Source organism: Streptomyces misionensis (assembly GCF_007896895.1).
Lineage (GTDB): Bacteria > Actinomycetota > Actinomycetes > Streptomycetales > Streptomycetaceae > Streptomyces > Streptomyces misionensis_A.
On record NZ_VOGW01000087.1, the window covers coordinates 186,580 to 209,838 of the forward strand.

The window sequence follows — 23,259 nt, forward strand, 5'->3', positions numbered from 1 at the left end:
GAAGCGGACGCGCGGACAGCTGCGGGGTTGGGGTGCGGTGGCGGCGGTGGTCGCCGCGGTGTGGGTGGCCGGGCACTGGTCGGTGGTGTGGCCCGTGCTGGCGGCCGTGCTCGCCGCGGTCGTGGTGGGCGGGGCCGGATGGGCGCTGCTGCGTTCGCACCGTCTCGCGGTCGGCCAGGACCGTGCGTGGCGGGCGCGGGAGGAGGCCCGGGCGCGGGAGTTGTCGATGGCCGAGGTCGACGCGTTGTCGTGGCAGGAGTTCGAGACGTACGTGGCGGATCTGTGCCGGCGGGACGGCTGCACGAGGGTCGTCGTCAGCGGCAGGAGCGGCGACCTGGGCGCGGATGTCGTCGGTTACCTGGCCGACGGCCGCAAGCTGGTCGTGCAGTGCAAGAAGTACGCGCCGCACCGGAGCGTGTCCTCGCAGGACATGCAGAAGTTCGTCGGGACCGCCCGTCCTGAGCACGGCGCGGACGTCGCGTTGTTCGTCACGACCTGCCGTTCGTTCACGAAGGCCGCGCTGGGCCTGGCGCTGCGCCAGGACATCGTGGCCCTGCACCGCGACCTGCTGGGTTCCTGGGTCAGGGGCGCTCATCTGGAGACCCTGATCCCGCTGAACGGCACCGGCGGCGGCACCAGGCGGCGCCCCTCCGTCTGACCGGGCGGGCCGCCGCCGGGCACCTCCACCGCGTGCGGGCCGGGTGACGTGGGACCCGGGCATCGCGGGGCCGGAGACGGGGCCTCCCCGGTACCGGCAGCGGTGTGATCGATGGGCAACCATTCCCGCGACCTGATGGTCATGTCCCCGTACCACCTGCGTACGGGTGGGCATGGTCGGCTCCGCCTCGGACGTTCCCGAGGCGCTGGAACATGTCAAGGGCAACCTGAGGACGACGACGAAGGCCACGGCGGACGGCTCCTTCCGTTACTCCTTCGCCGGCACGTCCACCACCCCGGCGGTCGCCTCCGCGGCGGACCACGTCGACGTGAGGTGACCGGGCCCAGGCCCCTTGGAGTGGCCGACCAGCCGACCAGCCGGTCTACGCCTTGCTCCACCCGGTGGTGCGGGAGTAGGAGTCCAGCAGGTCCACCACGAAGACCAGGGTCGAGCCCGCCGGGATCAACGGCGAGGGCGACTGGTTGCCGTAGCCGAGGCGCGGGGGAACGATGATCTCGCGTCGGCCGCCGACCCTCATCCCCCTCACCCCCCGGTCCCAGCCCTTGATGACCTTGCCGCTGCCCAGGGCGAACTTGAACGGCTCCCCTCGGTCCCAGGAGGCATCGAACTCCTTCCCGGACTCGAAGGTCACACCGACATAGTGGACCCTGACCACCATGCCCGGCTTCACCTCGGCGCCGTCCCCGACGACGAGGTCCCGGACGGTCAGCTCGGCAGGAGCGGCACCCTCCGGAACGTCGACCTCGGGCTTCGTCGGTTCACTCATCGCAGCCTCATCACTTTCGCCGGACGCCCTCGCACGGACCAGCGTATGCGTGGGGCGCGGCCCGGCCGGCCAGGGCGACGCCCCGGGCCGCCCGCGCTCCGGTCCGCGGCGCGGCGTCGTACGCATCCTCCCCGAGTTCGTCGACCAGGACGGCGGGGCTGTGCGGGCGCGAGTGGAGCGTGCCGACGGGGCGCACGGTCCTGAGCCGGCGCGGTTCGTCAGTGCTCAAGGCCCCACCGCCGGCGCGGTTCGTCAGCGCTCAGGGCCCACCTGCCGCCAGCCCGTCACAGGGCCGGGGTTCGCGTCGTCCGCGGGGGTGGCCCAGAAGGGCCTGCCCAGCTCGGCGCTGAAGTGGGCGCCTGTCCGGCCGTCGCCGGAGGAACGCCCGGTCAGGCGCCGGCCTATCCAGGGCAGCAGATGCTGCCGGGCGAAGCGGATGTCCGCCACCCGGCGGGTCAGCCACGCCGGCGGCGCCGCGGCCGGCAGCGGTACGTGCCACCCGGCGTCCTGCGGCTCGTAACCGAGCGTCTGCCACACCGCCTCGGCGACGCGGCGGTGCCCCTCGGCCGTCAGATGCAGCCGGTCCACGTCCCACAGCCGGGGATCGCCCAGCGCCGGAGCGCCGTACAGGTCGACCACGAGGGCGCCGTGCTTCGCGGCCAGCTCGTCCACGCAGGCGAACAGTTCCTCCATGCGCGGCCGGAACCGCTCCAGGACCGGGCCCCGGCGGCCGGGGCTGCGCATCAGCACCAGCTGCTTGCAGGAGGGGGCGAGCCGCTCCACCGCCTCGGTCAGCAGCCCGCGCACCCGGCCCATGTCGCACTTGGGCCGCAGCGCGTCGTTGAGCCCGCCGACCAGGGTGACGACGTCGGCGTTCATCGCCGCCGCCACGTCCACCTGCTCGTCGACGATCTGCCTGATCAGCTTGCCGCGCACCGCGAGATTGGCGTACCGGAAGCCCGGGGCGCTCGCCGCCATCCGGGCGGCGAGCAGATCCGCCCAGCCCCGGTAGGAGCCGTCGGGCAGCAGGTCCGACATGCCCTCGGTGAAGGAGTCGCCGACCGCGACCAGGCTGGCGTACGGGGGAGAAGCGGTATTCGTCTGCATGGCGACAGCGATGGTAACCCGGCTCCATACCCAGCGGTCGGTCAGGGCCGGGACGCTCGGCTCACACGGGCTGCCCGAACAGCTCCCGCAGTACGTCCTCCATGGTCACCAGGCCGGCCAGCCGCCCGTCGTCGCCCAGCACGGCGGCCACATGGGTGCGGCTGCCCCGCATCGCGGTGAGCACGTCGTCCAGCGGCGTGCCCGCCTTCACCCGGGCGATGGGCCGCATGTCCCGCAGCCGGAACGGCACGTCCCGCGGCGCGGCGTCCAGCGCGTCCTTGACGTGCAGATAGCCCACGATCCGGCGGCCGGAGTCGACCACCGGGAACCGGGAGAACCCCGACTCGGCCGACAGCCCCTCCAACTGCTCGGGGGTGACACCCACCTGCGCGTACACCACCCGCTCCAGCGGCACCACCACATCGCGCACCGGGCGGCTGCCCAGCTCCAGGGCGTCGTGCAGCCGTTCCTGCGCGCGGTCGTCGATCAGGCCGGCCTCGCTCGCGTCCTTGACGATCTCGGCGAGTTCGGTGTCCGTGAAGGTCGCCGAGACCTCGTCCCTGGCCTCCACCCTGAGCAGCTTCAGCAGCCCGTTGGCGAACGCGTTCACCGTGAAGATCACCGGGCGCAGCGCCCGGGAGAGCGCGACCAGCGGCGGCCCGAGCAGCAGCGCCGAGCGCACCGGCTCCGCGAGCGAGATGTTCTTGGGCACCATCTCGCCCAGCAGCATGTGCAGATACGTGGCCAGGGTCAGCGCGATCACGAACGACACGACATGGCCCACGCCCACCGGCACGCCCACCGCGTGGAACACCGGCTCCAGCAGATGCGCGATGGCCGGCTCGGCGACCACGCCGAGCACCAGGGTGCACAGCGTGATGCCGAGCTGGGCGGCGGCCAGCAGCGCGGAGACGTGTTCCAGCCCCCACACCACGCTCTTCGCCCGCCGGTCGCCCTCCTGCGCCAGGGGCTCGACCTGGGAGCGGCGTACCGAGATCAGCGCGAACTCGCCGGCCACGAAGAAGGCGTTGACGACGAGGGTCGCCAGGCCGATCAGCAGTTGTACGGCGATCATCGCGCCCCCTCCGTCGTCTCGTGGCCGCTCTCGTCGTCCAGGGGCGCGTGCAGCAGCAGCCGGGCGGCGCGGCGCCCGGAGGCGTCCACCACGTCCAGCCGCCAGCCCGCGATCTCGACCCGGTCGCCCGGCTCCGGTATCCGGCCCAGCTCGGTGGCGACCAGCCCGGCCAGGGTCTCGTACGGCCCGTCGGGCACCCGCAGGCCCACCCGCCTGAGCTGGTCGGTGCGGGCGGCGCCGTCGGCCGAGTACAGCGCCCGGCCGCTCTCGTCGGCGCCGGCCGGGGCGAGGTCGGGCGTCTCGTGCGGGTCGTGCTCGTCGCGCACCTCGCCGACGACCTCCTCCACGATGTCCTCCAGGGTCGCCACGCCCGCCGTGCCGCCGTACTCGTCGATGACGACGGCCATGGTGCGGCGGCCGGAGAGCCGGTCGAGGAGCCGGTCGACGGTGAGGGACTCGGGCACCAGCAGCGGCTCGCGCATCAGGTGCCAGACGCGGCGGTGGCGGCGGTGCTCGGCGGGGACCGCCAGGACGTCCTTGATGTGCACGGTGCCCACGACGGAGTCCAGGCTGCCCCGGTAGACCGGGAACCGGGACAGGCCCGTCGCCCGGGTCGCGTTCGCCACGTCCTCGCAGGTCGCCTGCTCGTCCAGGGCGATGACCTGGACGCGCGGTGTCATCACGTTCTCCGCCGTCAGGTCGGCCAGGTTGAGCGTGCGCACGAACAGCTCGGCGGTGTCCGCCGCCAGGGCGCCCTCCTTCGCGGAGTGCCGGGCGAGGGCGGCCAGCTCCTGCGGGCCGCGCGCGGAGGCCAGCTCCTCGGCGGGCTCGAAGCCGAGCCGGCGCACGAAGTGGTTGGCCGTGTTGTTCAGCTGGGCGATGAAGGGCCGGAAGACGGCGCTGAACCAGCGCTGCGGGGTGCCCACCCGCTTGGCCACGGCCAGCGGCGAGGAGATCGCCCAGTTCTTGGGCACCAGCTCACCGACGACCATCAGGAAGACCGTGGACAGCGCCGTGCCGACCACCAGCGCGACCGACTGGGCCGCACCGCCCGACAGCCCCAGGGCCCGGAACGGCCCGGCGAGCAGCTTGGCGATCGAGGGTTCGGCGAGCATGCCGACGACCAGGTTGGTGACGGTGATGCCGAGCTGGGCGCCGGAGAGCTGGAACGTCAGGTTCCGTACGGCCTTCAGGGCGCCGGGGGCGCCCCGCTCGCCGCGCTCGGCGGCCCGCTCCAGCGCGCCGCGTTCGACCGTGGTCAGCGAGAACTCCGCCGCCACGAACGCGCCGCAGGCCAGCGACAGCAGGATCGCCACCAGGAGGAGCAGCACTTCGGTCATCGGGTCACCCCCGTCCCATGATCGGACAGGGGTCGGTGGGGCGCGCGGTGTCGCGGGCCGGGAGGCTCGCCCATGGGCGGACGCTCACTACCTTTCATAGAGGGACGAGTGCTCCCTCCAGGGTAAAGGATGGGCAAAGCAATCCCGGGGGGCCTGTGGACAACGCCGTGCATGGCGATCCCGGGGGCTGTGGACCATGCCGTGTACGGCGTTCCCGGGCTGGGGGCGATGCCGTGCCCGACTCAGCCGGTGAGCGGCTTCACCCAGCGCCGCCACCGCTCCTCCGGGCCGTACCCGGCCGCCCGCCAGGCGTGCTGCGCCCGCTCGTTGCGGACCAGCACCATGGCGTCGGCCCGCCGCCCGCCGAGCCGGACGAAGCGCTCCTCGGCGGCGGCCAGCAGGGCCGTGGCGACGCCCCGGCGCCGCCGGTCGGGCCGGACCGCGAGCCGGTACAGATGGCAGCGCCAGCCGTCGAAGCCCGCGATCACCGTCCCGACCAGCTCACCGCCCAGCTCGGCCAGGAGCAGCGCCCCCGGGTCGCGCGCCACCAGGCGCTCCACCCCGGCGCGGTCGTCGCTGATGCTGGTGCCCTCGGCGGCCGTGCGCCAGAAGGCGAGCACGGCGTCGAGGTCATTCGGGGCGGCGGAACGTATGCGCAACTCGGTCATACGGACACCATGATCGCGACCAGCTCCCGCGCGCCGGGGTTTCCATCATGCGGACCGTGCCCGCAGCCGCTCGATCACCGGTGCGAACGACTCCATGTGGGGCTCCAGGACGGTCAGGTTCGTGAACCCGTACCGCTCGCGCTGCGCCTCGACCCGCGCCACGACGTCCTCCAGCGGGCCCGCCAGGACGATGGGCAGGGCCAGCGCGGACTCCAGGGTCAGCTCCGGCCGCCGCTCCAGCAGCGGCTTGAGCGCCTGCCCGGGGTCGTCGGTGACCACGGCCTGCTGGAGCAGCAGGCTCAGCTCGGCCGGCTCCGCGCGCCCGGCCGCCAGCTCCCGGTAGCGCCCCACCCGCTCGTCCAGCTCGTCGGCCGTGAGCGGTTCCAGCAACCCGGAGCTCCCGGTCCGGGCACCGGCGAAGGCGGCGATGTCGGCGTGCTCGGCGGTCAGCTCCAGCATCCGGTCGCCGTTGCCGCCGATCAGCAGCGGCACCCGCGCCTGCTCCGGACGGGGCTGGTGGTCCTCGGCGGCGAGCAGCCGCGCCAACTCCTCGATGGTGCGCCGCAGCTGGTCCACCCGCTCACCCGGCGAGCCGAACGGCAGCCCGGCCGCCTCGTGCTCCTCGCGCACATAGCCGGTGCCGAGGCCGAGTTCGAGGCGCCCGCCGGTGAGCGCGTCCGTGGTCGCCACCTCGCGGGCGAGCAACGTCGGGTTGTAGAAACCCGCGTTGAGCACCAGCGTGCCGACCCGGACCCGCTCGGTCGCCTGCGCCGCCGCGACCAGCGCGGGGAACGGCGCCACCCAGCCGAGATGGTCGGGGACGAGGATCACGTCGTACCCCAGCTCCTCGGCCCGACGGCACTTCGCGCGCCACTCGGGCCCGGACGCGGGCGTGAGCATGTTGACCCCGAAACGGAACGGGCGTGGCATCAAGTCTCCCCAACCGCAGGCGAATCGACCTTCGACCGACATCCCATCACGTCCGCTGCCGGGCCGTGGGCCGTACCGTCACTCGTGGGCGATCGCCGCCAGCACGTTCATCCGGGAGGCCCGCAGCGCGGGCAGCAGCGCGGCCACGATCCCCACCACCGCGGAGCCGGCCACCACCGCCACGATCGTCCCCCAGGGGATCGCGAACGCCGTCAACCCGCGCAGCGCCAGCACCCGTTGCATGCACACGCCCCACACCAGTCCGAGCGCCAGCCCGAGCACCGCGCCGAACACCGCGATCACCACCGACTCCAGCCGGATCATCCGCCGCAGCTGCCGCCGTCCCAGCCCGATCGCGCGCAGCAGCCCGATCTCCCGGGTGCGCTCCACCACCGACAGCGCGAGCGTGTTGACCACGCCGAGCACCGCGATGACGATCGCCAGCCCGAGCAGCGCGTACACCAGGTACAGCAGCACGCCGATCTGGTCGTGGACCAGCTTCTTGTAGTCGGTCTGGTCGCGCACCTGGACCTGCGGATACGGGGCGAGCGTCCGCTCCAGCCGGGGCCGCAGGTCACCCGGCCTCGTGCCCGGCGCGGCGTCGACGTAGAGCGCGGAGTCCTGCCCGCCGGGCGCGTACCGCTCCAGTGTGCCGAGGCCGAAGAAGACACCGCCCTGGTTGCCGAAGCCCTCGGTGGCGGCCTGTTCGGTGAGCGCGCCGACCGTCAGCCGCGCCCGGCGCCCGCCCGGGAAGTCCACCGGGAGCACACTGCCCGGCCGCACCCCGTGGTCCCGGGCGAACGTCGCGTCCATGGCGAGGTGCCCGTCGGCGAGCGCCGCCGCCGAGCCGCCGCGCGCGTAGTCGATGTGCACGACGTCGTCGAGCCCGGTGCCGTACGCGGTCGCGCCCGTCTCCACCCGACGGCCGTCGGGCAGCCGCAGCGCGATCCGGGTGAGCCGCTGCGGTACGACGAGCCCGGCGCCCCGGGTCGCGGCCACCCGGTCGGCGACCTGCCGGGTGAACGGGATGAAGTTGGCGTTCTGGACGGTGAAGTCGGCGCCGAGGGTCCTGTCGATCCGCTGGTCGAACGACGCCGACATGGACGCGCTCGCCACCGACATGCCGCTCACCAGGGCGAGGCCCACCATCAGCGCGGCGGCGGTCGCGCCGGTACGGCGGGGGTTGCGCAGGGCGTTGCGCCGGCTCATCCGGCCGACCGCTCCGAACAGCACGGGGAAGGCCCCGCCCAGCACCCGGATCACCGGCCGCACCAGCAGCGGCCCGGCGACCACGGTCGCGATCAGCGTCAGCGTCACGCCCACGCCCAGCAGGGCGGCGGCGGGCGCGATCCGCGTCGCCGCCGCGCACCCGGCCAGTGCCGCCGCGCCCGCCGTCCCGACCGCCGCGCCGGCGATCCCTCGCGCCCGCAACGGCCTGCCCACCGCGGCGACCTCGGCGTCCGCGAGCGCGGCCATGGGGGAGACGGCCGCCGCGCGCCGTGCGGGCAACCAGGCGGCCACGAAGGTCACGCCGAGCCCCACCACGTACGCGGCGACCGGCGTGCCCCAGCCGAGCACCATCCGGGCGGCGGCCAGGTTCGTCCCGAACGCGCCCATCAGCCGGATCAGCCCGAACGCGAGGCCGATCCCGGCCGCGAGCCCGAGCGTGGAGCCGACCAGACCGAGCAGCAGCGCCTCCGTCAGCACCGAGCGCCGCACCTGCCTCCGGTCGGCGCCCAGCGCCCGCAGCAGGCCCAGTTCCCGGGTGCGCTGGGCGATCAGCATGGAGAAGGTGTTGACGATCAGGAACACCCCGACCAGCAACGCCACCCCGGCGAAGCCCAGCATCACGTACTTGATCACGTCCAGGAACGTGCCGAGGCTCGCCGCCGCCGACCTGGCCTGCTCCCGTGCGGTCTTCACGTCGTACGCCCCGGCGTCCGCGCCGAGCGCCGCGACGACCCGCTGCCTGAGCCGGTCGGCGGGGACCCCCTCGGCCGCGTCCACCGAGATGCCGGTCGCCCGCGCGGGCGAGCCGAGCAGCTGCCGCCCGGCCACCGCCGGGTCCAGGTAGAGCAGCGCCGCGCCGGAGTTGGTCGTGGTGAAGCGCGCGATCCCGGCGACCCGCACCCGGAAGGTGCCGGGCTGCGCCTGCACCGTCAGCGTGTCGCCGATCCTGACGTGCCCGCGGCCTGCCGTGTCGGCGTCGAGCAGTGCCTCGCCCGGACCGCGCGGCGCGTGCCCGGAGGCCGGCTCCACCGGGCTGTGCCGGGTCGGGTACCAGGCGCCGGCGAGGGTGGGCGCGCCGTTGGTCGGCCCGACGGGCCGGTTGTGCCGGTCGACCACCACGACGTTGCGCACCTGTACGTCGGCGCGGGCCGCCGCCACCCCGGGGACCCGCGCCACCCGGTCCCGCAGCGCGGCCGGCAGGGTCTGCACCGCGCCGCTCGCCCGCGCGGACACCAGGTCCCGCTTCGGCTGCACGGACACGTCCGCGGCGGTGGAGGCGAACAGCCGGTCGAACGTGCGGGAGACGGTGTCGGAGAAGATCAGGCTGCCCGCGACGAACGCCACGGACAGGATCACGGCCAGCGCCGACAGCGCGAGCCGTCCCTTGTGCGCGAGGAAGCTCCTCAGGGTCGCCTTGAGCACCGGCTCAGTCCTCCCACGCGTCCGGCAGGGCACGCGCTGCGTCGAAGCGTTTCATCCGCTCCAGCACCCGCTCCGCGGTCGGCCGGGCCAGTTCGTCCACGAGCCGTCCGTCGGCCAGGAAGAGCACCAGGTCCGCATGGGCGGCGGCGTTCGGGTCGTGCGTGACCATGACGACCGTCTGCCCCAGGTCGTCCACCGCGTCGCGCAGAAAGCCCAGCACCTCCAGGCCCGCCCGCGAGTCCAGGTTGCCCGTCGGCTCGTCCGCGAAGATCAGCTCGGGCCGGGAGGCCAGCGCCCGCGCGCACGCGACCCGCTGCTGCTGGCCGCCGGACAGCTGGGCGGGCCGGTGCGTCAGCCGATCGCGCAGCCCGAGCCGGTCGACGACCTGGTCCAGCCATTCCTGGTCGGGGCCGCGGCCCGCGATGTCCATCGGCAGGGTGATGTTCTCCGCGGCGGTCAGCGTCGGGACGAGGTTGAACGACTGGAACACGAACCCGACCCGGTCCCGCCGCAGCCGGGTCAGCTCCCGCTCCCTCAGACCCGTGATCTCGGTGTCGCCCAGCCACACCTGCCCGGCCGACACCGTGTCGAGCCCGGCCAGGCAGTGCATCAGCGTGGACTTGCCGGACCCCGAGGGCCCCATCACGGCGGTGAACCGGCCCCGGGCGATGTCCACGTCCACCGAGTCCAGCGCGAGGACGGCGGTCTCGCCGGCGCCGTACGCCTTGGTCAGGGCGCGGGCGCGGGCCGCGGTCCCCTCGCCCGGCGTGCGGCCCGGGGCGTGCTGTGCGGCAGGGGTTGTGGACAAGACCGCCTCCCGGTCACCGGTACTACCCGTCCCGGGTGAGCCTAGTGTGACCGGGCGCACAGCGTGCATCCAGGGCGGGCCGGGGCCGCCGGGCGGGACCCGGAGGGACCTGCGGGAACGGTGCGCCGAGCTCCCGGCCGAAGCCCCCGTGCGCCCCCTTGTGCCCCCGGGTCCGTTTGCCCCTGCTAGCATCCTGGCGCTAGCGTCGAGTCATGGCGAAGACCCAGTTGAACGTGCGCGTGGACGAAGGCACGGCCCGCGCGGCCCGGGAGCGCGCGCTGGCCCGGGGGATGAGCGTGAACCGCTACATCGAGGAACTGGTCCGACAGGACACCGGCGAGGTCGGCCGGACGTTCGTGGAGGCCGCCGCCGACTTCATGAAGCAGTACGAGTCCGTGTTCGCCGAGGAGTTCACCGACGCGCGCGGCACCGGTCCGGCCGAAGGACGCAGCTGATCCCTTGAGCGATTCCCCCAACGGGCTGAGCATCGACCTCGCCTGGCTGCTCATGCTCGCCGAACAGAAGACGCCCGGGGACCCGCAGGTCGCCGACTGGGGCGCGCTGATCGCCGCCGTCGCCCGGCACCGGGCGGAGATATTCGGCGTGCCGGTCTACGAGACCCCGTACGCCCGGGCCGCCGCCCTCCTCCAACTGCTCATCCACGTGCCGGCGCTGGAGCGCTCCAACGCGCTGTTCGCCTCCGCGGTCGCCTACGCCTACCTGGTCGCCAGCGGCGTCAAGGTGGTCACCACGCCGGAACAGGTGCGCGACCTCGCCCGGCTGGTGAAGGACGGCGCGGCGAGCGTGGACGACATCGCCCGGGAGCTGCGCCGCTGGAGCCTGTGATCAGCGCCCGCCCGCCTCGTCGGGACGCCAGGCGGTGCCCAGCACACAGTACGAGGCCGGCAGCCGCGGCCCCCGCTCGGGCACCAGCAGGCTCCGCAGCGGCCCGAGTTCGAACCCGGCGGCCCGCAGCGCGGCCAGCGGGTCCCGGGACAGGTGGCAGCCGCCGGCCAGCGCGGGCCACACCGTCCGGTCCAGCGCGCGCTGCGTGAGCCGCATCGGCCGGCCGCCGCCCCGCCCGTGCTCGAAGAACCGCACCTGCCCGCCCGGCCGGAGCACCCGCCGCGCCTCGCCCAGCGCCCGCGCCACGTCCCGCACGCTGCACAGCACCAGGGACAGCACGACCGCGTCGAACGCCTCGCTCTTGACGGGCAGCGCCTCGGCCGCGCCGGGCACGACGTCGACCGGCACCCGCGCGCGCAGCGCCGACTCCAGTGCCTGCCGCCGCAGCAGCGGCTCCGGTTCGATGGCGACGACCTCGCTGACGGCGCCCGGATAGCGGGCGAAGTTCAGCCCGTTGCCCGCACCGACCTCCAGCACCCGGCCGCTCAGCCCCGCGAGCAGCCGCCCGCGTACCCGGGCGAAGCCCAGCCGGGTCTCCGCCCCGACACTGGCCCGCGCGTAGTACCGGGCGAACACCGGATGCGCACCGGGCTCCCGCAGTCCGCCGCCCGTCTTCGACCCCAGCCGCATACCGACCTCCCGGACACCGTGGGCCCAGGAGAAGTGTCCCCCGTGCGACGGCGGGCCACCCTCGGGCGGACGTGCGCGGCGGACACGGGTGTTCGAGGGCTCGGTACCCCTAGGGCCTCTCGTTTGGATCTTGCCGGGCTCGCGGGCCCTGGCACCGCGCCTCGCGGCGTTGTCGTCGGTTGCCATGGCTCCGCCATGGCGCCCTCCTCCGCCTTGCGATGCACGGCACCAGACCCCGCTCGCTGATCCGGCCTGATCCAAACGAAAGACCCTATGCCGTCGTCTCCCCGGGCCCCGGCCCGGCCCCCTCCCCGGCCCGGAAGGCCGCCGCGTCCCAGGTGCCGTCCAGGCGCGGGGCCAGCCAGTCCCGGGCCCGGGCGCGGAAGTCCGCCGGGGGCAGGGCGCCCGCTCCCGCGGGGACGGCGCCCAGGAGGGGGGCGCCGGCGACCTCCGGGAGGTCGGCGACGTTGCAGCGGGTGGCCAGATCGGGTTCGGCGGGCCAGCTGCCGATGACGACACCGGCAGGCTCCAGGTCATGGCGGCGCAGCTCGCGCGCCGTCAGCTCCGTGGTGTTCAGCGTGCCCAGGCCCGCCGTGGCCACGATCAGCACCGGCGCGCCCAGCAGCCGCGCCGCGTCGGCCAGTGTGCCGCCCGCCGCGTCGAACCGGACGAGCAGCCCGCCCGCCCCCTCGACCAGCACCAGATCGTGCTCCGTGGCCAGTTTGGCGGCCCGCTCGGCCACCTCCCGCGGGTGCACGGGCGCCATACCGGCCCGCCGTGCCGCCGTCCCCGGGGCCAACGGCTCGGGGAACCGCGCCAGTTCGTCCGCCGTGACGGCCCCCGCGAGCCGCGCCACCTCGTCGGCGTCGCCGCGCTCGTCGGGCCGTACGCCCGTCTGCGCGGCCTTCAGCACGGCCACCGAGCGCCCGGCCGCGACCGCCGCCGCGGCGACGGCGGCCGTGGTGACGGTCTTGCCGACCTCCGTGCCCGTTCCCGTGATCACCAGTACCGGCATGTCATCCCTCCCGCGCCGCGGCACACACCGCGCGCGCGATCCTCGCCACGTCCTCGTCGGAGGTGACGTACGGCGGCATCGTGTACACCAGGTCCCGGAACGGGCGCAGCCACACGCCCTCCCGTACGGCCGCGCGGGTGGCCGCGGCCATGTCGACCTCGTGGTCCAGCTGGACGACCCCGATCGCGCCCAGCACCCGCACGTCCCGCACCCCGGGCACCTCGGCCGCGGGGGCCAGGCCGGCGCGCAGGCCCGCCTCGATCCGCTTCACCTCCGCCGCCCAGTCCTGGCTCAGCAGCAGCTCCAGGGAGGCGCAGGCCACGGCCGCGGCCAGCGGATTGCCCATGAACGTCGGCCCGTGCGCCAGCACCGGAACCTCGCCGCGCGAGATCCCGTCGGCCACCCGCGCGGTGCACAGCGTGGCCGCCATCGTCAGATAACCGCCGGTCAGCGCCTTGCCCACGCACATCACATCCGGTGTGACGGCCGCGTGGTCCGCCGCGAACAGCGCACCCGTACGCCCGAAGCCGGTCGCGATCTCGTCGAACACCAGCAGCACGTCGTGCGCGTCGCAGGCCTCGCGCAGCACCCGCAGGTATCCGGGGGAGTGGAAGCGCATGCCCCCGGCGCCCTGCACCACCGGCTCCACGATCACCCCGGCCAGTTCGTCCGCGTGCCGGGCGATCAGCTCGCGCAACTCCCGCGCGTACGACTCGTCGTACTCCGCCGGGGGCGCGTCCGCGAAGACCTGGCGCGGCAGCGTCCCGGACCACAGCTCGTGCATCCCGCCCTCGGGATCGCACACCGACATCGGATGCCAGGTGTCCCCGTGGTAGCCGCCCCGCCAGGTCAGCATCCGCTGCTTGCCGGGCCGGCCGAGCGAACGCCAGTACTGGAGGCACATCTTCACCGCGACCTCGACCGACACCGAGCCGGAGTCGGCCAGGAAGACGTGTTCCAGGCCGTTCGGCGACATGTCGACAAGGAGCTTCGCGAGCCGGACCGCGGGCTCGTGGGTGAGTCCGCCGAACATCACGTGGCTCATCCGCGAAAGCTGCCGGCTCACCGCCTCGTTGAGCACGGGGTGGTTGTAGCCGTGGATGGCCGACCACCACGACGACATGCCGTCCACCAGCTCGCCGGAGCCGTCCGCGAGCCGCAGCCGGACCCCGCTCGCCGACTCCACGACGAGCGGTTCGGCACGTCCGGGCATCGGGCCGTACGGATGCCACACGTGCCGGCGGTCCAGCTCCAGCAACCCGGGGACGTCCGGCGGGAACCCGTCAGGCATTGGGCGCGAGGTCCGTTCCGGCGCCCCGGCGGCGGACGGCCACCAGATCGGTCCGGGGCTCGCCCGCGACCGGCTGCGCGTCCGCGGGCGCCGAACCGCAGGCCCCGGCCCCCTCGTGGCAGCCGCCGCCCGCCCGGTGCTCCGGCAGGGTCACCTGGTCGGCGCCCTCCACCTCGAACCCGGCGTCGGCGATCATCTCCAGGTCGGCCTTGCCTGCCTGTCCCTCGCTGGTGAGGTAGTCGCCGAGGAAGATCGAGTTGGCCAGGTGCAGCGCCAGCGGCTGCATGGTGCGCAGATGGACCTCCCGGCCGCCCGCGATGCGCACCTCCACGTCCGGGCAGACGAAGCGGACCATGGCCAGGATGCGCAGGCAGCGCTGCGGGGTGAGGTTCCACTCCTTGGCCAGCGGGGTGCCCTCGAACGGGATCAGGAAGTTCACCGGAACGGAGTCGGGGTCCAGCTCGCGCAGCGAGAAGACGACGTCCACCAGGTCCTCGTCGCTCTCGCCCATGCCGGCGATCAGACCGGAGCAGGGCGACAGCCCGGCCGCGTGCGCCTTCTGCACCGTGTCCACCCGATCGGCGTACGTGTGGGTGGTGGTGATGTCCCCGTAGGTGGACTCCGAGGTGTTCAGATTGTGGTTGTACGCGTCCGCGCCCGCCGCGCGCAGCCGTTCGGCCTGGCCGTCGGAGAGCAGCCCGAGGCACGCGCACACCTCGACGCCCTCGTTCTCGTCCTTGATCGCCTTGATGGTCTGCGAGACCCGGTCCACGTCCCGGTCGGTCGGGCCGCGTCCGCTGGCCACCAGGCAGACCCGCTTGGCGCCGCCCGCCAGCCCCGCGGCCGCCGCCTTGGACGCCTCGTCGGGCTTGAGCCAGGTGTACTTGAGGATGCCGGCCTCGGAGCCGAGCCGCTGCGAGCAGTAGGAGCAGTCCTCGGGGCACAGGCCGGACTTGAGGTTGACCAGATAGTTGAGTTTCACGCGCCGGCCGAACCAGTGCCGGCGCACCTTGCCGGCCGCGGCCACCACATCGAGCAGGTCGTCGTCGGAGGTGGCCAGCACGGCGAGCGCTTCCTCGCGGGTCGGCAGTTCGCGCCGAAGCCCCTTGTCCACCAGCGTGTTCAGCAGGTCCATGAGGTCCGATCCTGTCCTACGAGACTGCCCCGGGCCAAGGAGAGTTTGCACAACGAAGACGCTTCACCGTGTGGGTATCGCCACACGGTGAACGGCGGCCCGGGCAGCTAGGGTCTGTCCGCTACCTACAAAACGACCGGAGGACCCATGGCGTTCGGGTGGATCGAGGAGCAGGCACGGGTGCGCCGCGACGCCGGGCTCGTACGGCGCCTGCGCCCGCGCCCGGCCGAGTCACCGCTGCTCGATCTGGCGAGCAACGACTACCTGGGCCTGGCCCGCCACCCCGAGGTCACCGAGGGCGCGGCCCGGGCCGCCCGCACCTGGGGCGGCGGTGCCACCGGCTCCCGGCTGGTCACCGGCACCACCGCGCTCCACGCCGAGCTGGAACGCGAACTGGCCGCCTTCTGCGGCTTCGAGGCGGCCCTGGTCTTCTCCTCCGGCTACGCCGCCAACCTGGCCGCGGTCACCGCGCTCGGCCCGCACGGCTCCCTCGTCGTCTCCGACGCGGGCAACCACGCCTCGCTGATCGACGGCTGCCGGCTCGCCCGGGGCGAGGTCCAGGTCGTCGGGCACGCCGACCCGCGGGCGGTGCGCAAGGCCCTGGCCACGCACGGGGGAGCGGCCATCGTCGTCTCCGACACCGTGTTCTCGGTCGACGGGGACCGGGCGCCGCTGGCCGAGCTGGCCGAGGTGTGCCGGGAGCGCGGTGCGGGACTCGTCGTGGACGACGCCCACGGCCTCGGTGTGCTGGGCGAGGGCGGGCGCGGCTCGGCGCACGCGGCCGCCCTCGCGGGCGCCCCGGACGTGGTGGTCACGGCCACCCTGTCCAAGTCGCTGGGCAGCCAGGGCGGTGTGGTGCTGGGTCCGGCGCGGGTGATCGACCATCTGGTCAACGCGGCCCGGACGTTCATCTTCGACACCGGGCTGGCCCCGGCGGCGGCCGGTGCGGCCCTCGCGGCCCTGCGCCTGCTCGCCCGCGAGCCCGAACGGGCCGCGCGGGCCCGCGCGGTGGCGGCGGAGCTGTACACGAGGCTGACCACCGCGGGTCTGGAGGCGGTGCGTCCGGACGCCGCGGTGGTCTCCGTGCGGGCTCCGTCCCCGGAGCGGGCGGTGCGCTGGGCGGCCGACTGCCGTGCGGCCGGCCTGGCCGTGGGCTGTTTCCGTCCTCCTTCCGTGCCCGACGGCATCTCACGACTGAGGCTGACCGCCCGTGCGGACCTCTCCGGCGCGGAGATCGCACACGCGGCCCGGGTCATCGGCGAAACGCGACCATGAGTCGGCGGAACACGGCCGTGCCTCGCACCCGGCCGGGTCTCAGCGGAGCGCGGCCAGGAAGCCGGCCCAGCTGGGGGCGGAGAAGAGCAGCGCGGGACCGGCGGGGTCCTTCGAGTCGCGCACGGCGAGCAGTCCGGACCAGGGTCCGGAGCGCGGCCGGGCCGTCTCCACGCAGTTGTTGGCTCCGGTGCTGTAACTGCTGCGCAGCCAGCGCACGTCGTACAGGTCGGTACTGGCAGGGACGTTCCGAGGCAATGCTGACAATGGTGCCTCCTTACGCGCCGTCACCTATCCCGGCGATGTAGGCGAGCGAATCGTGGGGGGAAAGAGCGTGTTCCTGAAGGGTCTGGAAGGCCTCCGAGTACGCCCGGAGGTCTTCTTTCCGTTCCAGGTAGAGGCTACTCGTCAATTGGTCTAGAACAACCACATCGAGATCAGAAGTGCTCGGAAATGAGAAAATAACGAAAGGGCCGGTGAGGCCGACATGCGCCCCCGCCCCGAACGGCAGTACCTGGAGGCACACTTGGGGCAGCAGCGCGGCCTCCATCAGCCGCTCCAGCTGCCGCGCCATCACCTCGGGACCGCCCACCTCGCGCCGCAGCACCGCCTCGTCCAGGACCGCGCACAGCTCCAGCGGGGGGTTCGAGCGCAGCACGTCCTGCCGGGCCAGCCGCACCTCCACCAGCGCGTCCAGGCGCTCCTCGTCCAGGTCCTTGACGGCCGCCCGGGTCACCGCGCGGGCGTACTCGGCCGTCTGCAGCAGGCCGGGCACCACCGTGGTCTCCAGCGTGCGCATCGCGCGGGCCTGCGACTCCAGGCTGATGAAGTCCCGGTAGGTGGGCGGCAGCACCCCGCGGTAGGCGTGCCACCAGCGGTCGCGGTCGCCGCCGTTCTCGGAGCCCGCCAGCATCAGCAGCAGCTCGCGCAGCTGGGCGTCCCGCACGGCGTAGGCGTCCAGCAATAAGCGGAGATCGGCCGGTTTCACGCCACTGGAGCCCGTCTCGATGCGGCTCACCTTCGACTGGTGCCACCCGACCAGCCGGGCCGCCTCCCCACTGGTGAGCCCCGCCTCCGTGCGCAGCGTGCGCAGTTCGGCGCCCAATTTGCGGCGGCGCACTGCCGGCCCGTTCTGCATGGGCTCCTCCTTACTCCTTCCGGGCCGCCCGAATACGGTCTCCCGTCGCACAGTTCACCGCATCGAGCGACAGATATATGCATATCTTGGTGGATCGCTCCCCGTGACCGGTCCGGTGATGGCAGTCTGGCGAGGAAGCACCAGTCCGGGACCGTACTCGAACCAACCGCTCCATGTCGGACTTCGGTCCCGTGGGAAAGGGACGACGTCGCCATGGCAGACCATCTGGAAGCATCCGTCATTCTGCCGAGCGAACCCGCCTCGGTCGCCGCCGCCCGCTCGTACGTGGTCGGCACGCTGGCGGAGTGGGGTCTGCCGTCGGACACCGAGGCGGCCGACACCGTGCGGCTCATCGTCTCCGAGCTGGCCACCAACGCCGTACAGCACACCTTCGGGCAGTCCCCCACCTTCACCGTCGACATCGCGCTGGTCCGCGACGAACGGCTGCGCATCGGTGTCACGGACAGTCATCCGCGCTTCCCCAAGCGGCTGCCCGCGGCCGTGCAGCAGGACAACGGCCGCGGCATGGTCATCATCCGCTGGCTCACCGCGGAGTGCGGCGGCAGGCTCCGGGTCCGGCCCACCCGGGAGGGCGGCAAGACGGTCTCCATCGAACTGCCCTGGACCGTCCCCGTCGAGCCGGTGACCACGGCGGTCCGGAAGGAGCCGTGACCGCAGTCGGGAAACGTTCATCCAACGGGAGCGGGGCCCGTCCCGGTCCGCCCGGGGGCTGGAGGCGGTGCCGGAGGGAAACACGGGGAGCGGCCCGGTGGCTGGAGTCGCTCCCCTGCGCGCGGGGGTCAGTTGACCCGGCCGTACCAGACGCTCTTGGACCAGATCTTCTCCAGCCGCACCACCGCGCCGGTCTTCGGCGCATGCCAGATCTTGCCGTGACCGGCGTAGATGCCGACGTGGTAGACGTACCGGCCGGAATGGAAGAACACCAGGTCGCCGGCCCGGCGGCTGCCGGCGGAGATGTGGCGGGTCTTGTTGTACTGCTGGGCGGCGGTCCGCGGCAGCTTCTTGCCGGCCTTCTTGAACGAGTAGAGCGTCAGACCCGAGCAGTCGAACCGCCGCGGTCCCGTGGCGCCCCACTGGTACGGAGCGCCCCTCTTGGACGCCGCGATCTGCAGCGCCTTCGTCGCCATGGTCGCGGCCGAGGCGTCGGAGGACATCCCCGGCACCGCGATCGAGCCGCCCACGGCGGCCAGGGTGAGGGCCGAGGCCGTGCCGGCCCGGGCCATCAGCGACGGGACACGATTGAGCGCAGTCATGCGCAACCCTTCGTCAGCCGCCTGTGAAGGATGACCTGTCGGATTCGGGCTGGCGAAGTAGCCCGGCCGCGTTGCCGCGGCTTCACCCCAAGGGTCGGCCCGGAGCGTTTGCCCGTCCGCTCACACGGACGGCCAGCCGCTACGGCGACCCGCCTTGCCTGGGTCCTCCACTCCTGCCGATCCACTCCTGTCGACCGGTCATCCGGGCGGCGGCAGGACTCGGCGTCCGCCCGGATCGCCCCGCCGCGGTGGCGGGGTCTTGTCGTCAGACAGGGATCTTCACTCACAGCTGTCCGAAAATCCCAATGGAACCGGGGATTTGTGGCGTTACTCACCACTCGCCCGTTCGGGTGTGAGCTGCTCCGTTCGATAGCTCGTCAGTTCCCGTACGTAGCCCCGGACCTGGGAAAAGATGATCGTGCGGCACGACATGGACGTGGCGCGGCGCAACTCGGGAGCGCCGGAAACGCATCCGGATATACACCGGTCGGCGGTACATCGTTCGGGCCGTTTCGCACGAGGGCCCGGCCGGGCGCGCAGACGCGCGGCACCGGCCGGGCCCGACGGTCGTCCGGATCAGTTCGAGGCCTGTGGCGGGAGCGCGACGCGCGCGGCCCGGCGCTCGCCGTCCAGCACCCGCAGGGCTCGTGCCAGCGTGCCGCCGTGCAGCTCCCGCTCGCCCCGCCGGTGCATCAGGTCCAGCGCGTCGCGCAGTTCCTCCGCCTTGCGCACCAGCGCCTGCGCGGCGCGCAGCCCGCGATAGGTGTCCCCGTCGCGCGCCGGGTTGATCCTGCCGAGCTGGTCGACCACGTCCAGATAACGGTCCACCAGCTCGCCCTCCGCGCGCGTCAGCGCGGGCAGCGGCGGCAGCTCCTCGGGCAGCACGGCCGGCTCACCGCTCGCCGGGGAGATCGCGGCGGCTCGGCAGCACCCCGTCCACCAGGCCGTACGACAGCGCGCCCGGCGCGTCCAGCACGAGGTCCCGCTCCAGGTCCTGATGGACCTGCTCCTCGGTGCGGCCGGTGTGGCGGACGAAGATCTCCTCCATCAGGGCGCGCATCCGGGACAGTTCCTCCGCCTGGATGGCCAGATCGCTCGGCTGGCCCTGCGCCGGCTGGGCGAGCGCGGGCTGCGAGAGGACCACGCGGGCGCCCGGCAGGGTGAACCGCTTGCCCGGGGTCCCCGCGGCGAGCAGCACGGCACCGACCGAGGCGGCCTGGCCCAGGCAGTAGGTCTGCACCCCGCAGGTGACGTACTGCATCGTGTCGTAGACCGCCGTCATCGCGTGGAACGAGCCGCCCGGGCAGTTCAGGTAGAGCGTGATGTCCCGCTCCGGGGCCAGGTGTTCGAGGTGCATGAACTGGGTGATCACATCGCTCGCCGCCGCCTCGTCCAGGGGTGTCCCGAGGAAGACGACCCGGCTCTCGAACAGCTTGGAGTACGGATCGAGCCGGCGCTCCCCGAAACCGGTGGTGCGTTCGGTGAACTCGGGCAGGACATAGCGGGCAGACGGTCGGAACATCTGGGCACACCCCTCCTCGCGGCAGAGCCGGGCTCCCGGCTTCTGTACAGAATGTACATTACGTGCGCGTGGGTATCATGGGGGCAGGTTCTAGGGATCCACTAAAAGCCCCAGGTCAGAGCACATCTTGGCTGTCCGTTGAGGACTGACATCTCACAAATTTCTCTACGAACATCCGTTTGGATCGCCGGACGGCAAACGAAGCTCCCTGCGATGTACGTCCGGCCGCCCGAGCGGGCCTGAAGTCTGGCGCATCCTCCGACGAAGCCGCTGCAGCCCGAACGGGAGGACGATCATTGCCGCCGCGGTGCTCACCCTGGAGAGGCAACGCTGAAAACGTTCATTGACCTCACGTACATGATTGTCCGTGCGGGCTCCTGACGATGCGACGGCGCCAGACATGCTGAGAGGCGGCGCGCCAGTCAGGCCTGCACCAGGCCGACTGCATGACCGCCGTCGACGACCCCTCGCCCGTTCGGCGAGGAAGGAGGCGGCCTCCACCGGCGGCCTGGTCGTCTCCACCCGCGCGAGGTTCGGAACTGCCCTCAGGAGGGCAGGGGGACCCGGCGCAGTACGGCTGCCTCGGCGTCGGCGGCCCAGAAGCCGTGGCGGTGCGCGTCGTAGACGAGGTCGGTGAGTTCGCGGGAGCCGGGAACCGGCCAGAGGGCGATCGTGCCGGCCGTGGTGATCCGGCCCACGGAGGTGGAGGTGGTGAACCACAAGGCATCGCCGGGGCCGGACACGAGGCCTCCCGCGTTCAAAGTTGGGCCCTGGCGAACCAGCGCGCTCGGGCTCGTGATCGCCGTGGCCGGATTCGGCGGCTTGGCCTTCGGCCTCCCCTGTGCTCGCTCGCAGTGTGGCGTGCGGTCTCGGCGTCCTGACGTCGGGGATCGTCACGGCCGCGATGCGCGCGGTTCCCGGCTCGCCGGGGTCCGCGTCAGGAGCCGGCCGGGTACCAGAAGGTGCCGTTCTCGCCGGCGTGCGCGAGGGTCAGGCTCATGATGCCGCCGGGCTGCTGGTAGCGGGGGTGCTGCTGGAGGAAGCCGGGGAGCGCCAGCGGCGTGGTCGCGTCGCAGACGCCGTCGGTCCGGATGCAGAAACGCGCGACCGGGATGCCCGCGAAGTCCGCCGGTCCAGGGCCGCGCGAGGTGAAGCCGAAGACGCTCAGCCCTCGGGGCACGACGGCTTCGAGGCCCGTCCTGGGCTGCCGCGGGTCGGCGTAGAGCATGCCATCGACCTGCGCGGCAGGGATGCCTGTCCGTCGCTCGGCGATCGCCTGGAGCACCTCGTCGGCGGCCTGTGCGCCCTGCGAGTAGCCGACGATGGTGTAGCGGGCGTGCGGGTCGGCGCGGTGGATCCGCTCGGCCGTGCTCAACAGATTGCGGTAGCCCTGCCGCTCGCTGTCGTCATAACTCGGCGAACCGAAGCCGGGCGTCTTGCCGTTGCCGGCCTCCCAGGGGCCGGCACTGGCTGGGTAGCAGACGCCGACGACGATGTTGTTCCGGTCGGTGGTCAGGGTCTGGTTGGCGTACTGGTAGCTGTAGGTGCACCGGGGCGCGGGCAACGCGGCTGCGGTGCCGCCCAGTTCGAGGTAGTAATGGTGCTCCGCGGGTGCCTGGCGGTCCACGGTGGCATGTGCCGGGCCGGCGCCGAAGCCGGTCGCCAGCGACAGCGCCGTGCCCGCGCAGACAGCCGCGCGGACCGCGCCTGACCGCCAACCAAGCTGCTGCAAAAGCCAGTTGGCGCTGCGTACCCGGCTCATCCGAAGTCCCCGTTCCCCCGGCACGTTGTGGGACTACGAATACCGCAGCCCCGCGCACATGCTCAAGGGTCAGCGACGACGTGCACGCAAGCGGAGGAAGACCGTCCCGGCGCCGGCGGCCACGAGGAGAAGGCCCGCGGAGAGCAGGAGCATGTTCCTGGCGCTCCAGGGTCCGGACGTGGCGGTGGCCTGGCTGCGCCCGGCGGAGGTGTTCGCGGCCGGGCTCAGCGATGTGGCGCCGCTGTCCGAGGCCGCCGGCGTCGTGCTCTGCCCGCCGGGGCTGGAGGCCGAAGGACTCGCGCCGCCCGTAGCGCCGGTAGCGGTCGCTCCGGACGAGTCGCCCGGTTTCGGAATCGGCCCCGCTGTGCCGGACGGCGCGGTGGAGCCGGAGCCGGAGCCCGTGCCGGAGCCGCCCGTGCCCCCGGGCTTCCCCGGGCCGGTCGGCTGCTCCGGGGCGGCGATCCGGACGGTCGCCACCACGTCGTTCTCCCCGTGGTTCAGCGTGCACGGCGCGCTGAAGCTGCCCGGGGGGCTGACCACGTTGCCGTTCGCGTCCCTCGGGACGATGTGAAGGATCAGCTGGGTGGTGGTGATCTTCGCGATGCCGGGCTTCTTGAAGACGAGCTGAGGCGCGGTGCCCGTTCCCTCGGCGTCGAGCGAACCGGACGCCGGCACGGTGGTCCTGGGGACGGCGAACGGCACATCCCGGTTGATGTCCACCCCCAGCGCGAGCACGGCGACCTTCGCCACCACCGTGCCCTCGATGCTGCTGAAGCCGAACCGGCGCAGCCAGGTGGTGTCGCTCGGGCTCACCGGGGCATCCGCGACGATCGGGAACGCGGGGCTGGGTTTGCCGGCGAGGACGTTGTCCGGCACGGCCGAGTTGAGCCGGAACGTGACGACCCGGTCACCGACATAGGGCAGGGCACAGGTGTACTGCTGGGTGATAGACGCCGGATCCGCGGCCGCCGCTCCGGCCCCGAGGCCGCCGATGGCCGAGCCCGCGGCCGCACAGGCGAGCGTCAGGGGAGCCGTCAGCCACGCGGCCCTGCGGACGGCCCGGCCGCTCCGGTGGCCACGCGTCGTTCCGCTCTCCTCGTCCGGCCTCCCTTTCTTCTCCAGAAATGTCATCTGGTATCTCCCATAAGGCAGTTGGATCCCTTGTATGACAGTTGGACGCCTATAGGTCAAGGTGGACCGGTGGCGTCACGGCCGTGTCACGGCCCCGTTGCGGGTGTCCACCGGAGTGCGCCGCGGGCCCGGGCCAGGAGGTGGAAGTGGTCAGGAGG

General features: G+C 73.1%; 25 protein-coding genes and 2 pseudogenes. 7 read left to right on the forward strand and 20 right to left on the reverse strand.

Annotation, left to right across the window (positions count from 1 at the left end):
* Both FRZ03_RS15655 and FRZ03_RS39130 read left to right on the forward strand, forming a co-directional pair.
* The coding region (locus tag FRZ03_RS15655) for a restriction endonuclease (protein ID WP_398660409.1) at window positions 1–658 on the forward strand (658 nt) is incomplete at its 5' end.
* A gap of 172 nt (window positions 659–830) precedes the next feature.
* Window positions 831–995 carry a hypothetical protein gene (locus FRZ03_RS39130; protein ID WP_186785442.1) on the forward strand — a complete coding sequence of 55 codons (165 nt, stop codon included), beginning with the start codon at window positions 831–833 and terminating at the stop codon, window positions 993–995.
* A 45-nt stretch (window positions 996–1,040) separates the two neighbouring features.
* Here FRZ03_RS39130 and FRZ03_RS15660 read toward each other — a convergent pair whose 3' ends face one another.
* The 8 genes and pseudogenes from FRZ03_RS15660 to FRZ03_RS15695 all read right to left on the reverse strand — a co-directional run bounded on the left by FRZ03_RS15660 (window position 1,041) and on the right by FRZ03_RS15695 (window position 10,025).
* A complete protein-coding gene (locus FRZ03_RS15660) occupies window positions 1,041–1,445 on the reverse strand; it encodes an FKBP-type peptidyl-prolyl cis-trans isomerase (RefSeq protein ID WP_146465753.1) in 405 nt (134 codons plus the stop codon).
* 252 nt (window positions 1,446–1,697) lie between these two features.
* Window positions 1,698–2,552 carry an SGNH/GDSL hydrolase family protein gene (locus tag FRZ03_RS15665; protein ID WP_146465754.1) on the reverse strand — a complete coding sequence of 285 codons (855 nt, stop codon included), beginning with the start codon at window positions 2,550–2,552 and terminating at the stop codon, window positions 1,698–1,700.
* A 61-nt stretch (window positions 2,553–2,613) separates the two neighbouring features.
* Window positions 2,614–3,627, reverse strand: coding sequence for a hemolysin family protein (locus tag FRZ03_RS15670; protein ID WP_146465755.1), 1,014 nt, complete (start codon window positions 3,625–3,627; stop codon window positions 2,614–2,616).
* On the reverse strand, window positions 3,624–4,967 hold the full coding sequence (locus tag FRZ03_RS15675; RefSeq protein ID WP_146465756.1) for a hemolysin family protein: 1,344 nt from the start codon (window positions 4,965–4,967) through the stop codon (window positions 3,624–3,626). Before FRZ03_RS15675 ends, FRZ03_RS15670 begins: the two co-directional genes overlap by 4 nt.
* Before the next feature lie 242 nt (window positions 4,968–5,209).
* A pseudogene (locus FRZ03_RS15680) lies at window positions 5,210–5,641 on the reverse strand (GNAT family N-acetyltransferase); the annotation flags it as partial.
* Window positions 5,642–5,680: 39 nt separating this feature from the next.
* Window positions 5,681–6,565, reverse strand: coding sequence for an LLM class F420-dependent oxidoreductase (locus FRZ03_RS15685; RefSeq protein WP_146465758.1), 885 nt, complete (start codon window positions 6,563–6,565; stop codon window positions 5,681–5,683).
* A gap of 78 nt (window positions 6,566–6,643) precedes the next feature.
* Window positions 6,644–9,217, reverse strand: coding sequence for an ABC transporter permease (locus tag FRZ03_RS15690; protein ID WP_146465759.1), 2,574 nt, complete (start codon window positions 9,215–9,217; stop codon window positions 6,644–6,646).
* A 4-nt stretch (window positions 9,218–9,221) separates the two neighbouring features.
* A complete protein-coding gene (locus FRZ03_RS15695; RefSeq protein ID WP_261399106.1) occupies window positions 9,222–10,025 on the reverse strand; it encodes an ABC transporter ATP-binding protein in 804 nt (267 codons plus the stop codon).
* Between the two features lie 212 nt (window positions 10,026–10,237).
* Between FRZ03_RS15695 and FRZ03_RS15700 the strand changes: the two genes are divergently transcribed.
* Window positions 10,238–10,480: a toxin-antitoxin system HicB family antitoxin gene (locus tag FRZ03_RS15700; protein WP_146465761.1), complete on the forward strand. Its 243-nt coding sequence runs from the start codon at window positions 10,238–10,240 to the stop codon at window positions 10,478–10,480.
* A gap of 52 nt (window positions 10,481–10,532) precedes the next feature.
* Window positions 10,533–10,871 (forward strand): fic family toxin-antitoxin system, toxin component, encoded by a 339-nt coding sequence (locus FRZ03_RS15705; RefSeq protein WP_146465834.1) that lies wholly within the window; start codon window positions 10,533–10,535, stop codon window positions 10,869–10,871.
* On the opposite strand, the gene FRZ03_RS15710 is transcribed toward FRZ03_RS15705, so the two are convergent.
* The 4 genes from FRZ03_RS15710 to bioB form a co-directional block, all read right to left on the reverse strand.
* Window positions 10,872–11,561: a class I SAM-dependent methyltransferase gene (locus FRZ03_RS15710; RefSeq protein WP_146465762.1), complete on the reverse strand. Its 690-nt coding sequence runs from the start codon at window positions 11,559–11,561 to the stop codon at window positions 10,872–10,874.
* A 271-nt stretch (window positions 11,562–11,832) separates the two neighbouring features.
* Window positions 11,833–12,576 carry a dethiobiotin synthase gene (bioD, locus tag FRZ03_RS15720; protein ID WP_146465763.1) on the reverse strand — a complete coding sequence of 248 codons (744 nt, stop codon included), beginning with the start codon at window positions 12,574–12,576 and terminating at the stop codon, window positions 11,833–11,835.
* A gap of 1 nt (window position 12,577) precedes the next feature.
* Window positions 12,578–13,867, reverse strand: a complete 1,290-nt coding sequence (locus FRZ03_RS15725; RefSeq protein WP_146465764.1) for an adenosylmethionine--8-amino-7-oxononanoate transaminase — start codon at window positions 13,865–13,867, stop codon at window positions 12,578–12,580.
* The gene (bioB, locus tag FRZ03_RS15730) at window positions 13,860–15,002 is read right to left on the reverse strand and encodes a biotin synthase BioB (RefSeq protein ID WP_146465765.1); all 1,143 of its coding nucleotides are present in this window, start codon (window positions 15,000–15,002) and stop codon (window positions 13,860–13,862) included. The genes FRZ03_RS15725 and bioB overlap by 8 nt, the downstream gene beginning before the upstream one ends.
* A gap of 147 nt (window positions 15,003–15,149) precedes the next feature.
* Here bioB and FRZ03_RS15735 point away from each other — a divergent pair, with 147 nt between their 5' ends.
* On the forward strand, window positions 15,150–16,277 hold the full coding sequence (locus FRZ03_RS15735; protein WP_146465766.1) for an 8-amino-7-oxononanoate synthase: 1,128 nt from the start codon (window positions 15,150–15,152) through the stop codon (window positions 16,275–16,277).
* Between the two features lie 39 nt (window positions 16,278–16,316).
* On the opposite strand, the gene FRZ03_RS15740 is transcribed toward FRZ03_RS15735, so the two are convergent.
* Entirely contained in the window at window positions 16,317–16,541 is a 225-nt protein-coding gene (locus FRZ03_RS15740; RefSeq protein WP_146465767.1) for a DUF397 domain-containing protein, read from the reverse strand.
* A gap of 10 nt (window positions 16,542–16,551) precedes the next feature.
* A complete protein-coding gene (locus FRZ03_RS15745; protein ID WP_146465768.1) occupies window positions 16,552–17,412 on the reverse strand; it encodes a helix-turn-helix domain-containing protein in 861 nt (286 codons plus the stop codon).
* Between the two features lie 213 nt (window positions 17,413–17,625).
* Between FRZ03_RS15745 and FRZ03_RS15750 the strand changes: the two genes are divergently transcribed.
* Window positions 17,626–18,084 (forward strand): ATP-binding protein, encoded by a 459-nt coding sequence (locus tag FRZ03_RS15750; RefSeq protein WP_146465769.1) that lies wholly within the window; start codon window positions 17,626–17,628, stop codon window positions 18,082–18,084.
* A gap of 128 nt (window positions 18,085–18,212) precedes the next feature.
* Here the strand turns inward: FRZ03_RS15750 and FRZ03_RS15755 are convergent, their stop codons facing one another.
* The 3 genes from FRZ03_RS15755 to FRZ03_RS15765 all read right to left on the reverse strand — a co-directional run bounded on the left by FRZ03_RS15755 (window position 18,213) and on the right by FRZ03_RS15765 (window position 20,208).
* Entirely contained in the window at window positions 18,213–18,686 is a 474-nt protein-coding gene (locus FRZ03_RS15755; RefSeq protein WP_146465770.1) for a C40 family peptidase, read from the reverse strand.
* Window positions 18,687–19,262: 576 nt separating this feature from the next.
* Entirely contained in the window at window positions 19,263–19,571 is a 309-nt protein-coding gene (locus FRZ03_RS15760) for a hypothetical protein (RefSeq protein ID WP_070028172.1), read from the reverse strand.
* A 7-nt stretch (window positions 19,572–19,578) separates the two neighbouring features.
* Window positions 19,579–20,208 (reverse strand): ATP-dependent Clp protease proteolytic subunit, encoded by a 630-nt coding sequence (locus FRZ03_RS15765; RefSeq protein ID WP_146465771.1) that lies wholly within the window; start codon window positions 20,206–20,208, stop codon window positions 19,579–19,581.
* Window positions 20,209–20,455: 247 nt separating this feature from the next.
* Between FRZ03_RS15765 and FRZ03_RS15770 the strand changes: the two are divergent.
* Window positions 20,456–20,542: pseudogene (locus tag FRZ03_RS15770) on the forward strand (IS5/IS1182 family transposase); the annotation flags it as partial.
* A gap of 211 nt (window positions 20,543–20,753) precedes the next feature.
* Here the strand turns inward: FRZ03_RS15770 and FRZ03_RS15775 are convergent.
* The 3 genes from FRZ03_RS15775 to FRZ03_RS15785 form a co-directional block, all read right to left on the reverse strand.
* On the reverse strand, window positions 20,754–20,951 hold the full coding sequence (locus FRZ03_RS15775) for a hypothetical protein (protein ID WP_146465772.1): 198 nt from the start codon (window positions 20,949–20,951) through the stop codon (window positions 20,754–20,756).
* Window positions 20,952–21,145: 194 nt separating this feature from the next.
* Window positions 21,146–21,970 carry a cutinase family protein gene (locus FRZ03_RS15780; RefSeq protein ID WP_146465773.1) on the reverse strand — a complete coding sequence of 275 codons (825 nt, stop codon included), beginning with the start codon at window positions 21,968–21,970 and terminating at the stop codon, window positions 21,146–21,148.
* A gap of 69 nt (window positions 21,971–22,039) precedes the next feature.
* Window positions 22,040–23,101, reverse strand: coding sequence for a DUF6801 domain-containing protein (locus FRZ03_RS15785; RefSeq protein ID WP_146465774.1), 1,062 nt, complete (start codon window positions 23,099–23,101; stop codon window positions 22,040–22,042).
* Window positions 23,102–23,259: the final 158 nt, after the last annotated feature.

What these genes read in the sequence shown, in the direction of transcription:
- FRZ03_RS15675 (WP_146465756.1), bottom strand. Translation starts at nt 4,967, where the DNA reads ATGACCGAAGTGCTGCTCCTCCTGGTGGCGATCCTGCTGTCGCTGGCC.
- FRZ03_RS15750 (WP_146465769.1), top strand. Translation starts at nt 17,626, where the DNA reads ATGGCAGACCATCTGGAAGCATCCGTCATTCTGCCGAGCGAACCCGCC.
- FRZ03_RS15700 (WP_146465761.1), top strand. Translation starts at nt 10,238, where the DNA reads ATGGCGAAGACCCAGTTGAACGTGCGCGTGGACGAAGGCACGGCCCGC.
- FRZ03_RS15780 (WP_146465773.1), bottom strand. Translation starts at nt 21,970, where the DNA reads ATGAGCCGGGTACGCAGCGCCAACTGGCTTTTGCAGCAGCTTGGTTGG.
- bioB (WP_146465765.1), bottom strand. Translation starts at nt 15,002, where the DNA reads ATGGACCTGCTGAACACGCTGGTGGACAAGGGGCTTCGGCGCGAACTG.
- bioD (WP_146465763.1), bottom strand. Translation starts at nt 12,576, where the DNA reads ATGCCGGTACTGGTGATCACGGGAACGGGCACGGAGGTCGGCAAGACC.
- FRZ03_RS15745 (WP_146465768.1), bottom strand. Translation starts at nt 17,412, where the DNA reads ATGCAGAACGGGCCGGCAGTGCGCCGCCGCAAATTGGGCGCCGAACTG.
- FRZ03_RS15665 (WP_146465754.1), bottom strand. Translation starts at nt 2,552, where the DNA reads ATGCAGACGAATACCGCTTCTCCCCCGTACGCCAGCCTGGTCGCGGTC.
- FRZ03_RS15705 (WP_146465834.1), top strand. Translation starts at nt 10,533, where the DNA reads ATGCTCGCCGAACAGAAGACGCCCGGGGACCCGCAGGTCGCCGACTGG.
- FRZ03_RS15710 (WP_146465762.1), bottom strand. Translation starts at nt 11,561, where the DNA reads ATGCGGCTGGGGTCGAAGACGGGCGGCGGACTGCGGGAGCCCGGTGCG.
- FRZ03_RS15785 (WP_146465774.1), bottom strand. Translation starts at nt 23,101, where the DNA reads ATGACATTTCTGGAGAAGAAAGGGAGGCCGGACGAGGAGAGCGGAACG.
- FRZ03_RS15670 (WP_146465755.1), bottom strand. Translation starts at nt 3,627, where the DNA reads ATGATCGCCGTACAACTGCTGATCGGCCTGGCGACCCTCGTCGTCAAC.
- FRZ03_RS39130 (WP_186785442.1), top strand. Translation starts at nt 831, where the DNA reads ATGGTCGGCTCCGCCTCGGACGTTCCCGAGGCGCTGGAACATGTCAAG.
- FRZ03_RS15735 (WP_146465766.1), top strand. Translation starts at nt 15,150, where the DNA reads ATGGCGTTCGGGTGGATCGAGGAGCAGGCACGGGTGCGCCGCGACGCC.
- FRZ03_RS15725 (WP_146465764.1), bottom strand. Translation starts at nt 13,867, where the DNA reads ATGCCTGACGGGTTCCCGCCGGACGTCCCCGGGTTGCTGGAGCTGGAC.
- FRZ03_RS15765 (WP_146465771.1), bottom strand. Translation starts at nt 20,208, where the DNA reads ATGTTCCGACCGTCTGCCCGCTATGTCCTGCCCGAGTTCACCGAACGC.
- FRZ03_RS15755 (WP_146465770.1), bottom strand. Translation starts at nt 18,686, where the DNA reads ATGACTGCGCTCAATCGTGTCCCGTCGCTGATGGCCCGGGCCGGCACG.
- FRZ03_RS15660 (WP_146465753.1), bottom strand. Translation starts at nt 1,445, where the DNA reads ATGAGTGAACCGACGAAGCCCGAGGTCGACGTTCCGGAGGGTGCCGCT.
- FRZ03_RS15685 (WP_146465758.1), bottom strand. Translation starts at nt 6,565, where the DNA reads ATGCCACGCCCGTTCCGTTTCGGGGTCAACATGCTCACGCCCGCGTCC.